Raw genomic sequence first — 15,708 nt, 5'->3', positions numbered from 1 at the left:
ATCTGAGGTGCATTTAATGAGTAAACCAAAAGTGCTGGTTACAGGTGGTGCCGGATTTATCGGTGGCAACTTCGTTCAATATATGGTTGATAAGTATCCGAATTATGATATTGTGAATCTGGACTTGCTAACCTACGCAGGGGATTTAACGAAGCATCACCAAATGGAGAGCAAAGCAAATTATCGGTTTGTACAAGCAGATATTGCAGAGCGGGAATTAATTTCGAATCTTTTTGAGCAAGAGAAGTTTTCTTATGTTGTACATTTTGCTGCAGAAAGCCATGTTGATCGTTCTATCACTGACCCTGCAGTTTTTGTGCGAACGAATGTAATGGGGACACAGGTGTTGCTGGATGCGGCCAGGAAGTTTGGAATTACTAAATTCGTTCATGTGTCCACAGATGAAGTATACGGAGAGTTGGACTTTGATCCGACATCATTTTTCACCGAGGACACTCCCTTGCAGCCAAACAGTCCGTACAGTGCAAGCAAGGCAGCATCTGATTTACTAGTTCGCGCTTACTATGAAACCTACGGATTTCCTATGAATATTACTCGTTGTTCCAATAATTATGGGCCGTATCATTTTCCCGAGAAGCTAATTCCGTTGACGATTTCTAAGTTGCTGAATGATGAGAAGGTTCCGGTATATGGAGACGGTAAAAATATTCGTGATTGGCTCCATGTATGGGATCACTGTGCTGCCATTGATCTTGTGTTGCACCAGGGTGTAGAAGGGGAAGTCTATAATGTAGGTGGACATAATGAGCGCACCAACCTTGAGGTTGTTAAAACTATCATAAACACTCTAGGAAAATCCGAGGACTTAATAGAGTTCGTAACAGATCGGTTGGGACATGATAAACGTTATGCCATTGACCCTACGAAACTGGAACAATTGGGTTGGCAGCCAACCTATACGTTTGAAACAGGAATTGCGCAGACTATCCAATGGTACATTGATAATACTGATTGGTGGGAACAAATCCTTCGAAATGAAGCTAACAAATAATATATGAAAAAAAGAGCTAATAAGACAAACAGAGGCAGGTTGTCCAAAAGAAGAGTACTTGCATACTTGTCTCTGTTGTTGCTGCTCACAGCCTTCCTAACCGCCGGCCGCTTTCTAACCCTCACCCAACCAGCCAAACAAACCGAGGTCATCGTCGTCCTCAGTGGTGGCTCCGGCCGGCTGGAGGAGGCAGCCAGGTTATACAAGGCAGGCTATGCCCCATACATGATTCTGTCAAACGCCAAAGAATCAGCCAGCGCCGCCGGTGATATGTTTAAGAATGCTCTAGCCTTAGGTATTCCGCAAGAAGCCATTCTAACCGAGAACGAAGCGAGAAGCACATACCAGAACGCCGAGTTCACCCTTCCCATAATGAAGGAGCACGGTTTTACCTCTGCGATTGTGGTTTCCTCTGACTTTCACATGCGGAGAGTGAAGATCCTTTTTGATCGTGTGTATAAGAAGTCGGGAATTGAGCTTACGTATATCGGCTCCGATTCTGGTTACCACGCCAGGCGTTGGTGGGGAGATCGCTACAGTCGTGAGACGACATTTAATGAATATGTGAAGATGATCGGGAATGCCTTTGGATATAACGGTCCAGAAGCGAAGGATGTGCTTAATCAGATCAAGGCCTGGTTTCGGTGAGATTTCTCCGGGATCGGGTCTTTTGTGTCCTTACACCTATTACATATGACCCACTTCCTGTATAATAATTCCTTGGAAATCCTTCTCTGCTCTTGATAGATGATAGATACTGAGAGTAGAAGAACAATGGATGAAGATAGTGGAGGCGATGGGGTAGTGAAGGGGAAAAGTATTCGTTATGCGGCAGTCTGGTTGATGCTGCTCAGTCTGTTGTTTGGCGGGGTTGCTAATGCAGCTACGGTTGTGCAGCAGAGCAGCTCATATGTTTTTGTTGATGTGAAGACTACATACTGGGCGAATGAAGCGATTGAGAGTATGGCTAGTCAGGGAATTATTACCGGGAACCCGGATGGTACGTTTAAGCCTGAAGCGCCGATTACACGTGAGCAGCTGGCGAAGCTGATTACGTTGACGTTTGGTCTGGATTTGGTGGAAGCTGAGGAGCAGACGTTCTCTGATGTGTCCCCCTCTTCCTGGGCCTATAAATATGTGGAGTCCTCCAAGGACTACCTGACAGGTTACTTCCCTATGAAGGGCAAGCCGTTCTTTGATCCGCAAGCGAAGGCTACCCGTGAAGATGTGGCGGTAGCGCTAGTGCGGGCTATGGGACTGGCTACTGAAGGTGTGGAAGCGGACAGCGCACTGCGCTGGAAGTTCAATGACTATGGTGATATTTCTCCGCAGCTTGCCCAAGAGGTTGCCGTAGCTGTGGACAAGAAGCTGATTCAAGGCTTCCCGGATGGAAGCTTCAAGCCGAACGCTCCAATTAATAGAGCCTCTGTGGCTACGCTGCTGTATCGGGTGCTGAAGTCCTCTTACACCAATGCGAGCAAAGATGTACAATTGGATGTTCAGGTGCCTGCTAACGTATCCGAAGCGACGATCAAGATTACGGGCAAAGTCAATGCGGACGCCAAGGTGTACATTAATGAGGATGAAGTGGAGAACAACAACGGTTCTTTTGCGGAAGCCTACAGTTTGGATGAAGGGGAGAAAGTATACGAGTTTGTGTTCAAGGCTGTACTCCCTAACGGACGCTCCAAAATCGTAAAGAAACAGGTTACCTTCGAGACAACGGGACCGAAGCTGACCGTTCAAGCGCCTGATACGACCAATCAGCCATCCGCGAAAATCAGCGGTACGGTTAGAGACAGTAGTGATTCGCCTGCGACAGTATGGATCAACGATAAGGGTGTACATGTGTCTTATAACGGTGAGTGGAGTGCGGATATTCTCCTGAAAGAAGGAGTCAACAAGATCGTTGTGACTGCCAAGAATAAGTACGGTAAAACAGCAGTGGTGGAGAAGCAAATCACGTTCTCACTGGCTGGACCGAATCTGGTAATTGATGCTACTCCTGAAAAGACGAATAAAAACACCATTACGCTTAGCGGTACGGCAACGGATAAGAACGACAATTCCCCGAAGATCTATATGAATGACCAGCTGGTAGGCAGCTACGGTTCCTTCAACAAGACAGTTACGCTTAACGAAGGCGAGAATGTGTTTACCTTTAAGGCAACGAATAATATTGACAAAAGCTCGCCAACGATCACCAAGAAGATTACCTTCTTGTCGTACCGACCGCAGCTTGTTCTGGATCTGGTACCAGAAACCAGCAATGATGCTACCATCACCCTGAGCGGGACGGCGACAGATAACAATGACAGCTCTCCGAAGATCTATATGAATGATCAACTGGTAGGCAGCTACGGCTCCTTCAACAAGACAGTTACGCTTAAGGAAGGCGAGAACGTGTTTATCTTCAAGGCAACGAATAGTCTTGGCAAAATCTCAGAAACGATTACCAAAAAGATTATCTTCTCTGTGGGCGGACCGGAGCTTGTTCTGGATTTGGTACCGGAAACCAGCAATGATGCCACCATCACCCTGAGCGGGACGGCAACAGATAAGAATGACAGTTCTCCGAAGATCTATATGAATGATCAACTGGTAGGCAGCTACGGCTCCTTCAACAAGACAGTTACGCTTAAGGAAGGCGAGAATGTGTTTACCTTCAAGGCAACAAATAATCTTGGCAAAAGCTCAGCAACGATCAAAAAGATTGTAGTATTCACAATTGCTGCGCCAGAGCTTCAATTAGACTACATTCCTGAGACGACCAGTAATGGACAGATTACGTTAAGCGGTAATACTACAGATGCCAATGACAGCTCTCCGAAAATTTATCTTAATGATCAACTGGTAGGCAGCTATGGCTCTTTCAACAAGATGGTCACGCTTAAGGAAGGCAGTAACAGCTTTATCTTCAAGGTTACTAACAAATACGGTAAGTTTACAACGGTTGAAAAAACGGTAGTATATACACCGGAAGAGGCCAAAGAATAATCGGAACCTCATTTCTTAATATCTAAGTTCCGGCTTATGGCAAGCGGCGGACAGAAGCAAGCAACTTCTGTTTCGCCGTTTTTTTGCAGAAATTTGTTAGACAGATTAGTTTGAGGCAGTTTGGTGAATCACTAATAAAAAAACAAATTTTCCCCATCCTAACCATGGAGTTTCCATTGATTTTTATTTATAATAATTATTATCTGGAGTTCATAAACCGTTCAAAAAATATGTAAAAAGTCGTAATTTCGTGTGATATACTTAACACAGCGTTTGATGATGATGTGAAAGAGTTGTCATTCAGATATAAGTATGAGATCGTGATGCAGCAGTAATTACAGCAATAAATGAGACTAGGATGGTGAACTTGCGATGCACATCGTCGTCGTTGGACTGAATTATCGTACGGCGCCCGTAGAGGTGAGGGAGCAGTTCGCTTTTGCGGAACAAGACTTACCGGAAGCGCTTCACCAATTAATGGGAACGAAGAGTGTTCTGGAGGGTGTCGTAGTTGCCACCTGCAACCGGACTGAGATATACGTGGTCGTGGACCGTCTCCAAATGTGCGGATATTTCATCCGCGGCTTCATGGAACAGTGGTTCGGGGTAAGAAGTGAGCAATTTACGCAGCATATGTATATATATGAAGACGAGCAGGCGATGGCACATTTGTTCCGTGTGACTTGCGGTCTGGATTCAATGGTGATTGGCGAGACGCAAATCCTGGGACAGGTGCGCAGCGCTTTTTTGACTGCACAGGCGGAAGGGGCTACTGGAACGTGGTTCAATAAGCTGTTCAAGCAGGCGGTTACGCTCGGCAAGCGGGCTCATAGTGAGACTTCGATCGGCGAGAGCGCAGTGTCGGTCAGTTATGCGGCTGTGGAGCTGGGCAAGCGTATTTTTGGCATGTTCACTGGTAAAAGAGTACTCATTCTTGGCGCCGGCAAAATGAGCGAACTAACCGTGAAGCACCTCTATAGCAGCGGTGCTGCCGAGGTGATTGTAGCTAACCGCACACTGTCGCGGGCGGCAGAACTGGCCGAGAAGTTCTCTGGCAAGCCGAGCACGATTGAGGACGCGCTGAAGCATCTCGATGAGGTGGATATTGTGATCAGCTCTACGGGGGCAGCAGGGTATGTGCTTACGGCCCAGCAGGTAGCGGAAGGCATGAAGCGCCGCCCTTCGCGGCCGCTGTTCATGATTGATATTGCGGTTCCGCGGGATATTGATCCCGAGGCGGCCAATGTATCCGGTGTGTTCCTGTATGATATTGACGATCTGGAGGGCATTGTAGAGAACAATCTGGAGATGCGCCGCAGCGAAGCTGCCAAGATCGAGGTCATGATTGGTGAGGAAATGGACGAGTTTCAGCTCTGGCTCAAGACGCTGGGTGTTCGTCCGGTGATCCGTGCGCTCCAGGATAAATCGAATGCGATTCATGAAGAGACGATGGAGAGCTTGTTCAACAAGCTGCCGGAGCTGGATGATCATCAGCGCAAGGTAATCCGCCGTTTGACGAAGAGCATCGTGAACCAGATGATGCATGATCCGATTAATGTGATCAAGGAGATGTCCGGGGGCAAGCAGGGAAGTGAAGCCTTGGATTATTTCTCTAAAATCTTCGCGCTGCAGGATCATATCGATGAAGGCCCGCAGGCTGGAGGCTCCCCATCTACCAATCCGGCCCATGGTAAACAAGTAACAGGCGCAGCTGCCAATGTAGTACTGCCAGGAACAACGCTTGCTTCGGCTGGCCTGCTGGGCAGGTGAGCAGATGCTGTTGAACGGAATATATGATGCCGCTCTGCTGGTGTATGCCTTGAGCCTGCTGTTTGTTTTCTCGGATTGCCTTCGGCGGAGTCCGAGTGAAAAACGGCTGGGCACAGGGCTTCTTGTTGTTGTCGGCCTGCTTCAGCTTACGGGCCTCGGTATCCGCTTCTCTGAGGAGGGAGGGCTGCCGATTTTTACCCCGTATGATTTCTTGTTCTGGTTCTCGTTCAGTATTGTGTTGACCTCACTTGGGATAGCATTGACACGAAGATCGGAGTTTACGATTCTTTTGCTCAGCGTGGCGGGATTTAGCGTATTCCTGCTCAACCGGGTCTGGCTAACGGCCGAGGATCATACGCTACAGAGCTGGAGTGCGGTACACGGCTGGCTGGCCGTGCATATTATTTTGGCGAATTTGAGCTTTGCGGCACTGACATTGGGGACGGCGTTTGCGATCATGTATTTGTTCCTGCATTCCCGCTTGAAGAACAAGAAGTGGAGTGACAGAATTCGCCGTCTGCCAAGCCTTGAGGTGCTTGATAAATACACTTATTATTCGGTTCTGACTGGAACCCCGTTACTGGTCTTTTCGCTAGTAATGGCAGGACTTTCAATTGTCGTAGAAGGACGTCTGATGTTGTTTCAGGATTTAAAAGTGCTGACCACATTGATCGGCCTGGGGATTTACATAGCTTATCTTATATTAAAGCGGTCTGGCCAGAATAGCGGAGTGTTGATGGCCCGTTGGGCGATCTCAGGATATGGATTCATTATCCTCAACTTCCTGCTGAACTCCTGGTCGAATTTCCACCGCTGGGGCGGGGAGTGAGATCACATGCCACTCTATTTGCCGATAATGCTCGACTGTTCAGGACAACACTGTGTTGTGATCGGCGGCGGAGCTGTAGCGGAGCGCAGGGTGCTTGGTCTGCTGGAAGCCGGTGCGGTAGTCACGGTGATCAGTCCTGAATTGACAGCGGCATTGACCGTACTCGCTGAAACAGGTCGCTTGATCTGGTTAAGCCGCCACTATGCTCCCGGTGATACCCGCGGAGCCTTTCTCGTATATGCGGCTAGCAATGATGAGCAGGTGAATGGGGAAGTGGCTCATGAGGCCAGAGTGCAGGGGGTTCCCGTGAATGTGGTCAGTCATGGGGAGGCCGGAACTTTTATTACACCTGCTGTTCTTCGGCGGGGGAGGTTAACCGTTGCCGTATCCGCATCGGGAGCGGGTCCCGGAGCGGTCACAAAGATCAGGGAACAGCTGGAGGAGTTACTGGGTGATGAATACGAGCCCTATCTGGATTTTCTGTACCGGATGCGAGGAGAGATTAAGCGCAGGGAGCCATCTTCGTCGGTTCGCAGGCAGCTTCTCCGCAGGCTGGAAGGGCTTGATGTGTTGGATCAGATGAGACAGGGAACCTTTATAGAGTGGAGTCCGGAGGTCATAGACACCTGGATTGCCGACAACCGGGAGGAATAAAGAATGCGAAAGATTATTGTGGGCAGCAGACAAAGTGCACTGGCACTGACACAAACCGGGCAGGTCATTGCCGATCTGGAGCGGCTGAGCGAGGAGCATGGACTGGAATTTACGTTTGAAGTGAAGAAAATCGTCACCAAAGGCGATCAAATTCTCGATGTTACACTATCCAAGGTGGGCGGCAAGGGTCTCTTCGTCAAAGAGATTGAACAGGCTATGCTGGAAAAAGAAATCGACATGGCTGTGCACAGCATGAAGGACATGCCTGCCGTGCTTCCGGAAGGCTTGATCAATGGCGCTGTACCGCAGCGCCAGGACCCGCGCGACTGCCTGATCACCGGGGATGGCGCGGGCCTGGAGAGTCTGCCGCCAGGCGCACGCGTCGGGACGAGCAGCCTGCGGCGCGCAAGCCAGCTCGCGGGGCTGCGGCCGGATCTGGTCATTGAGCCGGTCCGCGGGAATATTGACTCGCGGCTGCGTAAGCTGGAGAGCGGGGAGTATGACGCGATCCTTTTGGCGGCGGCTGGACTTGCGCGGATGGGCTGGCAGGACCGGGTCAGCGCGTATTTGCCGCCGGAAGTGTGTCTGCCCGCTGTCGGGCAAGGCGCGCTGGGCATTGAGTGTCGTGAGGATGATGCCGAGCTGCGGCAGCTTCTGGACTTGTATAACGATCCTCACACCGCTGTGACGGTGACGGCGGAGCGTACTTTTCTCGGCGTGCTGAACGGCGGCTGTCAGGTGCCGATCGGTGCTTTTGCCATTCTGAACGAATTTGGGGAAGAGCAGCAAAATGTTGTTGAACGCACAGCGGATCAGGGCCGGCCCGTGATATCGTTGACAGGAATGGTGGGAACACCGGACGGCTCGACGATCCTGAAGGAGACTTGTACAGGGGATGACCCGGTGCAGGTTGGGAAAGAGGTTGCGCAGCGGCTGATTGCTAAGGGAGCGGAGAAGATTCTGGCTGAAGCAAGGGGATGAGGGGAAATGACGGGGAAGGTCTATCTGGTAGGTGCAGGACCCGGAGATGCGAAGCTGATCACGGTTAAAGGACTCGAATGTATCCAAAAAGCGGACGTGCTGGTGTACGACAGGCTGGCTAGTCCAAGGTTGCTGAAGAAGATGAAGCCGGGCGGAGACAAGGTCTATGTAGGCAAGCTGCCTGACCGCCACACGATGAAGCAGGAAGAAATCAACCAGCTGCTGGTAGATCTTGCGTTACAAGGAAAGACGGTGGTGCGGCTCAAGGGCGGCGATCCGACGATTTTTGGCCGGGTGGGTGAGGAAGCGGGACTGCTGCGTCAGCATGGCATTCCTTATGAGATCATCCCTGGCATTACCTCGGCAATCAGTGTTCCGGCTTACGCTGGCATTCCTGTGACGCACCGGGATCATGCTTCTTCCCTGTCGATCATCACGGGCCATGAAAGCCCGGATAAGCTGGATCATTCCATTCATTGGGATAAAGTAACAAATGCAACGGGTACACTTGTCTTCCTGATGGGTGTGGCCAAAATCGGATATATCAGCAATCAATTGATCAAACATGGCCGCCCGCCGGAGACACCGGTGGCCCTCGTGCGCTGGGGCACTCGTGCCGAGCAGGAGACGCTCGTTGGCACGCTGGCCGATATTGAGGCCAAGGTGCGGGCGGCAGATTTTCAGCCGCCGGCGGTGATTGTTGTTGGCGATGTCGTGCTGCAGCGCGAGGAGCTGATGTGGGCGGAGGCGCTGCCGTTGTTCGGCAAGCGCATCCTGGTCACCCGCTCGCGCAGCCAGGCTAGCGAGCTGGTGGACCGCATCGAGGAACTCGGCGGGGAGCCGTACGAGTTCCCGGTGATCGAGACGATCATGCCGGAGGGCGATGAGAAGAAGGCCATCATCGCCGAAGCGCTGAGCGCGCTGGAGGCGTATGATTGGGTCTTCTTCACGAGTGTGAACGGCGTGGAGTTCTTTTTCCGCCACCTGGAGGAGCTGGGGGCGGACATCCGGCGGCTGTACCGCGCGCGGATTGCGGCGGTGGGGCCGGCGACGGCCAGGGCGCTGGCGCAGCGCGGCCTGGTGAGCGAAGCCCTTCCGGAGCGGTTCCAGGCGGAAGGGCTGGTCGAGAAGTTCGGCGCGGAGCTGCAGCCGGGCCAGAAGGTGCTGCTGCCGCGCGGCGATCTGGCGCGCGACTGGCTGCCGGACAAGCTGAAGGAGCTGGGCCTACAAGTGACGGAAGCCGACACGTACGAGACGGTGGTCACCGGCGAGGACGATGATGAGCTGCTCAAGCTGCTGGAGGAAGGCCGCATACATGCCGTTACCTTCACCAGTTCGTCCACAGTACGTAATTTCCTGACCATCCTGAAACGGATGGGTGTGCAGGACCCACTACCATTATTAGCAAATGTTAAGGTAGCCTGCATAGGTCCGCTAACCCAAAAAACCGCGATTGAAGCTGGATTAACCCCGGGGCTTCTGGCGGAAGAATCGACGCTGGAAGCGCTGGTGCAGGAGCTATGCCGCTGGAATGCAGAGACTCGGACAGAGCTTCAGTCTATATAGCTTTGGGAAAATAAGTGCAAATCTGTACCTTAATTTGATTGAAGTTAGGCTTATTCAGCATTTAACGGCAAAAATGTCGCTTAATTTCTTAGATTGGCGTTTGAGAACTGCTAATATGGTGAATTAAGGTGCATTTTTGCTCTTAATCTCCAGAAGTACATGATTTAGCTAAAAATAAGGTGCATTTTTGCCTTTATTTTCATCCGACTACCTTTGTATGAGATACAGCTACTCTGTATGAGATATAGCTACCCTGGCTGTGTTTAGTTACTCTGTATGAGATATAGCCACTCTGGCTGAGATCTAGCTACTCTGTATGAGATATAGTTACTCTGGTTGTGATATAGCTACTCTGATGAGATACAGCTACTCTGATGAGATACAGCTACTCTGGCTGTGATATAGCTACTCTGTATGAGATATAGTTACTCTGTATGAGATATAGTTACTCTGACTGTGATATAGCTACTCTGGCTGTGATTTAGCCACTCTGTATGAGATACAGCTACTCTGGCTGTGATTTAGTTTTGTTAGCTGTGATTTAGCAAATTAGTCTGTTGAGGATAACCATACTAAGCGAGTAAGCCTACTTTAAGGCGCTCTGCATACAACTTTTAACGCAAAACACAAAACAACACACAACAAAACATATAACGCACAAAACACACAACAGAACACACGACACACGACACACGACACACGAAACACGAAACACGAAACAAAACAAAACAAAACACAACACAACAGAACACACGACACAAAACACAACTAACCTATTTCGGAGGGATCGATATGAGTTTTCCAATTATGCGGCACCGTCGTCTGCGTGGCACCGCTGGGATTCGCGGTATGGTGCGCGAGACGGTATTGAATGTGCTGGACTTTATACAGCCGATTTTTGTGACATACGGGACTGGTGTGAAAAATGAGATTAGCTCCATGCCAGGGGTTTATCATTTTTCATTGGATACTTTGAAGGAAGAGGTTGATGAGATCGCAGCGCTGGGAATTCCGGCGGTTCTGCTGTTCGGGATTCCTGAAACCAAGGATGCGATCGGTTCTTCCGGGTTCGCAGAGGATGGTATTGTACAGGAGGCAACTCGTCTGATTAAGCAGTGGTACCCTGAGCTGCTGGTCGTTGCTGATACATGTTTGTGCGAATTCACAGACCACGGACACTGCGGTATGGTCCATACCCATACTGTTAATGGTGTGGTGCATGGAGACGTGCTGAATGATGCCTCACTGGAGCTGCTGACTCGTACGGCGGTATCCCAGGCGAAAGCTGGTGCGGATATAATTGCTCCGTCCAATATGATGGATGGCTTTGTGCAGGCGATTCGCGCCGGGCTGGACGAGAACGGTTTTGAGCATGTGCCGATTATGTCTTATTCGGTCAAATATGCTTCGGCGTTCTATGGCCCGTTCCGCGAGGCTGCTGACTCTGCACCGCAGTTCGGTAATCGCAAAACCTACCAGATGGACCCGGCCAACTTGCGCGAAGCGATCCGTGAGGCGGATTCGGACGTACTGGAAGGTGCGGATATGCTGATGGTAAAACCTGCGCTGGCTTATCTGGATGTGATCCGTACGATTCGTGACCAGTTCGATCTGCCGCTGGTTGCTTACAATGTGAGTGGTGAATATTCGATGGTCAAAGCAGCAGCCCAGCAAGGCTGGATTGACGAGCAGGCCGTAGTGCTGGAAATGCTGACTGGTATGAAACGCGCGGGTGCGGACATTATCATTACTTATTTTGCAAAGGATGCCGCCCGCTGGTTGCGCGGTTAAAAGGCTGTACTGATGCAACAAGCAAAGGACATCTGCTTGTCTAGAGTCGCTAGTTGTGCGATTAATAGCCTATACTGATGCAGCGAGTGAAGCAATGAACATCTTTTTGTCTAGGCTCCCTGGCTGCATGGTTAATAGCTGTATGGGTGAGCAATGAAATGCTAAGCAACGAAGTGCTAAGAACATCTGGCGTCTGCCGGGTGTAAACATATTCATGAACAGGAGTGAAGATAGAATGGGTAATGTGCCACTGGCGCGCCGGGAAGAGGCTTCCCGGAAGGCTTTTGATGAAGCGAAGCAGTATATCCCCGGTGGGGTGAACAGCCCTGTGCGGGCTTTTAAATCGGTAGGACTGACGCCGGTCTATGTTGATCGTGCAGCAGGTTCGCGTATTTATGATATCGACGGCAACACATTTATTGACTATGTCTGTTCGTGGGGACCGCTGATTATGGGTCATGCCCATCCTGAAGTGGTACAGGCTCTGCAAGAGACGGCGGCTAAAGGAACCAGCTTCGGTGCGCCTACTTTATTGGAGACAGAAATGGCTAAAACCGTAGTTGAACGTGTGCCGTCTGTAGACATTGTGCGTATGGTCAACTCTGGTACAGAAGCGACGATGAGTGCCATTCGTTTGGCCCGCGGTTATACCGGACGCAGTAAAATTTTGAAGTTCGAAGGCTCGTACCACGGTCACGCCGACAGTCTGTTAATCAAAGCGGGTTCCGGTGTAGCGACACTCGGACTGCCAGATAGCCCTGGGGTCCCGGAAGGAGTGGCAGCGAATACGATTACCGTTCCTTATAATGATCTGGAATCTGTGAGAGTGGCTTTTGAACGGTTTGGCGAAGAGATTGCTGCGATTATTGTGGAGCCGATTGCGGGTAATATGGGGGTTGTTTTGCCTCAGCCGGGCTTCCTGGAAGGTCTGCGTGAAGTGACGACTAACTATGGAGCGTTGCTGATCTTTGATGAGGTTATGACTGGCTTCCGGGTCAATCGTAGCTGTGCACAAGGTCTTTTCGGCATTACACCTGATCTGACCTGTTTCGGCAAAGTCATTGGCGGCGGTCTTCCAGTTGGCGCTTATGGCGGCAAAAGAGAGATCATGGAGCAGATGGCTCCATCCGGACCGATCTATCAAGCTGGTACGCTCAGTGGTAATCCACTGGCCATGGCAGCAGGATTTACCACGCTGAAGCTGTTGACCCCGGAAGTATATGATCATCTGGAGAAAATGGGGGCTAGGCTGGAAGCAGGAATGAAACGCAATGCCGAAGAAGCCGGCATCCCGCTAACGATCAACCGGGTAGGTTCCATGGTGTGTCCATTCTTCACTGAAGGTCCGGTTGTCAATTATGACACGGCCAAAGCTAGCAGCCTCGACACGTTCCGTCGTTATTTCGGCGAAATGCTCACTCGTGGCATTAATGTGGCGCCGTCGCAGTTTGAGGGCATGTTCGTATCAGCAGCGCACAGTGAGCAGGATATTGATGACACCATCGAGTGCCATTACAATGCCCTGAAGGCTTTGTGACAGCGGTGAACGGGGGGATTACCGGCGGCGGTTCCTGGGTTAAGCGCGGGGAGTGGTTGGAAGCTATGCCGGGCCGGGTCCTGACAGGCGCGGAGGATAAGGAGGCCGCCATTGACAATTGGCTACTGACTACGGTGGGCATGCCTCAGAAGCTGCATATGCGGCTGCGCCATGAGAAGGGTATCCTGATAAAAGGGGGCCGGCTGCGGCTGGCCCTTTTTCCCTTCCGTGAGGCAGGAATTGAAGCTGCGTGGCAGCCTCTTGATGTCCTCTTCGAGGATGATTTTTGCCTCGTTGTGCACAAACCAGCAGGCATGGCGGTGCATCCTGACGGTAGCAGCAATGAGGTTACGCTGGACCATCTGGTTGCAGGGCATTATGCTGCTTCCGGGGGCGGGGTTGCTGTTCGTCATATCCACCGGCTGGATAAAGACACGACGGGTCCCGTATTATATGCCAAGAATGAATTTGCCCAGCTCGTCCTTGACAGCAACATGCGCGACAAGTTGATCTCGCGGCATTATGTTGCCATCGCTGAGGGCAAGGTATCGCCTGGCCTTAAGGTGATCGATGACCCAATCGGGCGCGATCGGCATCATGCGGCACGCAGAAGGGTCTCGCCAACCGGTCAGCCTGCAGTAACGCTGATTACCGGGCGAGAACAGCTGCACGGAGGCACTGTGCTGCGTGTGCAGCTGGAGACTGGCCGGACGCACCAGATTCGCATCCATCTCAGCCATGCCGGGCATCCGCTGTTTGGGGATGCCCTGTATGGCGGGCCTGCCTGGAAGCGGGACAGCGCGGCGCCGGGGAGCAGCTCATTAGCAGGCCGTCAGGCGCTGCACGGGGAGCTACTGGCCTTCCGGCACCCCTGGACCGGGGAAGAGCTTGCGATCAGCGACCCATGGCCAGCGGATATGCTGGAGTTGCGCGAACTGCTGATGGATGTTTGGCAGGCGTAAGCCACTTGGGAGGATAAGAATACTAAGAGACTGTCCCAAAATAGTTATATTCCTTGACGAGAAGTAAGCCCATCTGCTTAAAAATAATGCGAAAAATAGAACATGGCGGCGCTCAGGAGGATTCCTGAACCCGCCATGTTTTTATTTGTGATGGACGGCCCTCCTTTTTGGAGCAAGGGATAGGGAGGACACGGGCAAGAGACAGACAAGAGACAGGCAAGAGATAGGCAAGAGACGGGCAAGAGACGGGCAAGAGACCGGCAAGGTGCAGGCAAAAGACAGGCAAGAGATCGGCGAAAGACAGGCAAGGTGCAGGCGAGAGATAGGTAAGAGACGTTCAAGAGATAAGCAGGCCCAAAGCCACTTGCCTTCAACGTGCATGCGAATCTGGTAAAGTAGAAGTGGATGTCACCAGTCTTTAAACAACTGGAAATACTCCTGTTAATTTTCGAAAATGGAGGGTTTCCAAATAATAACGGGAACCACTCCCGTTAATTTCTAAGATACTAATTCCTGAGCTTCAGATCCTGCGTTTGAGATGGAGCCTGCTCTACTGCATCAACCTTTTGGATTACCGAAGTGTAATTAACGGCATTTTTGTACCTTAAATTCTCTGCAGCTGAGGGTTAGAGGAGATTAAGTGCAATATTGTACCTTAAATCTTCCAGAATACCCCATACTGCGTACTATTTCGGAAAATAAGATACAAAAATGCCCTTATTTCCCTCATTTGCTTATAATGAAGAAAAATAAGGTACAAAAATGCCGTTAGTTGGGAGGTGGTCCCTCTTTTTTACTGTTAAGATGTCTGGTGAAGGGGAGCATACCGCTTCTATTGGTTGAAATCTGTGACAGTCTATGTCCCGTGCTAGCTTTCCTATGGAAATCTTTCAGCAGAGCGCTTTACACCTAAAGTTCCAAACTTCCCCGTTCGCTCATCTTTGCTCTTGTTTACTTCATTTGTTCGGCTTATGTAAGATGATAAAGCTCATCCTGGCTTAGCAGGTGTATGATTATATTTGTCTACCGAAAGGGGAGCGTCTCCGTTTAGGATCAATGCTGCTGTAATGAGAGTTTATTCTACTGCCTACTTGAAGGTGACCGTTCATTTTTGAGGTAACCCATATTAGGTCAACCAGAGAGTATTGGCGAGGCTTTTTTGGCACACCGGTGCGGTCAGAGTAGCACTAGTGTCTGATTCTTTTTTGGCACACCCGGTGTGGTCAGTGTGACGTAAGCTTCCGGCCCTTTTTTGGCGGTGTAGCCCTCAACGACAGGCCCCTTTATAGCACAACTAGTTACCCCAGAGTATCGCCGCGTCAGGCCCCTTTATAGCACAACTAGTTACCCAAGAGTATCCCCAACGTCTAGCCCCTTTATAGCACAACTAGTTACCCCAGAGTATCCCCCGCGCCTAGCCCCTTTTTAGCACAACTAGTTACCCCAGAGCATCCCCCGCGTCTAGCCCTTTTTTAGCACAACTAGTTACCCCAGAGTATCGCCGCGTCTAGCCCCTTTTTAGCACAACTAGTTACCCCAGAGTATCCCCGCGTCTAGCCCCTTTATAGCACAACTAGTTACCCCAGAGTATCCCCCGCGCCTAGCCCCT

General features: G+C 50.8%; 11 protein-coding genes. All 11 read left to right on the top strand.

The features are described 5' to 3' along the window. The first annotated feature begins 16 nt into the window (after positions 1 to 16). The 11 genes from rfbB to HPT30_RS04455 all read left to right on the top strand — a co-directional run bounded on the left by rfbB (position 17) and on the right by HPT30_RS04455 (position 14,099). Entirely contained in the window at positions 17 to 1,012 is a 996-nt protein-coding gene (rfbB, locus tag HPT30_RS04505) for a dTDP-glucose 4,6-dehydratase (RefSeq protein ID WP_175370287.1), read from the top strand. Between the two features lie 39 nt (positions 1,013 to 1,051). Continuing rightward, positions 1,052 to 1,660: a YdcF family protein gene (locus HPT30_RS04500; RefSeq protein ID WP_175370286.1), complete on the top strand. Its 609-nt coding sequence runs from the start codon at positions 1,052 to 1,054 to the stop codon at positions 1,658 to 1,660. Between the two features lie 126 nt (positions 1,661 to 1,786). Beyond that, the gene (locus HPT30_RS04495; protein WP_175370285.1) at positions 1,787 to 4,009 is read left to right on the top strand and encodes an S-layer homology domain-containing protein; all 2,223 of its coding nucleotides are present in this window, start codon (positions 1,787 to 1,789) and stop codon (positions 4,007 to 4,009) included. A 372-nt stretch (positions 4,010 to 4,381) separates the two neighbouring features. Beyond that, positions 4,382 to 5,779 carry a glutamyl-tRNA reductase gene (gene hemA, locus HPT30_RS04490; protein WP_175370284.1) on the top strand — a complete coding sequence of 466 codons (1,398 nt, stop codon included), beginning with the start codon at positions 4,382 to 4,384 and terminating at the stop codon, positions 5,777 to 5,779. Positions 5,780 to 5,783: 4 nt separating this feature from the next. Further along, complete coding sequence (gene ccsA / locus HPT30_RS04485; protein ID WP_175370283.1) at positions 5,784 to 6,608, top strand: cytochrome c biogenesis protein CcsA; 825 nt, start codon at positions 5,784 to 5,786, stop codon at positions 6,606 to 6,608. Positions 6,609 to 6,614: 6 nt separating this feature from the next. Next, positions 6,615 to 7,262, top strand: coding sequence for a precorrin-2 dehydrogenase/sirohydrochlorin ferrochelatase family protein (locus tag HPT30_RS04480; protein WP_175370282.1), 648 nt, complete (start codon positions 6,615 to 6,617; stop codon positions 7,260 to 7,262). A 3-nt stretch (positions 7,263 to 7,265) separates the two neighbouring features. Beyond that, the gene (gene hemC, locus HPT30_RS04475; protein ID WP_175370281.1) at positions 7,266 to 8,243 is read left to right on the top strand and encodes a hydroxymethylbilane synthase; all 978 of its coding nucleotides are present in this window, start codon (positions 7,266 to 7,268) and stop codon (positions 8,241 to 8,243) included. A 6-nt stretch (positions 8,244 to 8,249) separates the two neighbouring features. Continuing rightward, a complete protein-coding gene (gene cobA, locus HPT30_RS04470) occupies positions 8,250 to 9,809 on the top strand; it encodes a uroporphyrinogen-III C-methyltransferase (protein ID WP_175370280.1) in 1,560 nt (519 codons plus the stop codon). Between the two features lie 792 nt (positions 9,810 to 10,601). Beyond that, positions 10,602 to 11,600 carry a porphobilinogen synthase gene (gene hemB, locus HPT30_RS04465; RefSeq protein ID WP_175370279.1) on the top strand — a complete coding sequence of 333 codons (999 nt, stop codon included), beginning with the start codon at positions 10,602 to 10,604 and terminating at the stop codon, positions 11,598 to 11,600. 235 nt (positions 11,601 to 11,835) lie between these two features. Beyond that, on the top strand, positions 11,836 to 13,137 hold the full coding sequence (gene hemL / locus HPT30_RS04460; RefSeq protein WP_175370278.1) for a glutamate-1-semialdehyde 2,1-aminomutase: 1,302 nt from the start codon (positions 11,836 to 11,838) through the stop codon (positions 13,135 to 13,137). Positions 13,138 to 13,154: 17 nt separating this feature from the next. Continuing rightward, positions 13,155 to 14,099, top strand: a complete 945-nt coding sequence (locus HPT30_RS04455) for an RluA family pseudouridine synthase (RefSeq protein WP_175370324.1) — start codon at positions 13,155 to 13,157, stop codon at positions 14,097 to 14,099. Positions 14,100 to 15,708: the final 1,609 nt, after the last annotated feature.

The organism is Paenibacillus agri (assembly GCF_013359945.1).
Lineage (GTDB): Bacteria > Bacillota > Bacilli > Paenibacillales > Paenibacillaceae > Paenibacillus_AQ > Paenibacillus_AQ agri.
The sequence above is the reverse complement of the archived record's forward strand: the minus strand, read 5'-3'. Positions and strand labels throughout refer to the sequence as shown.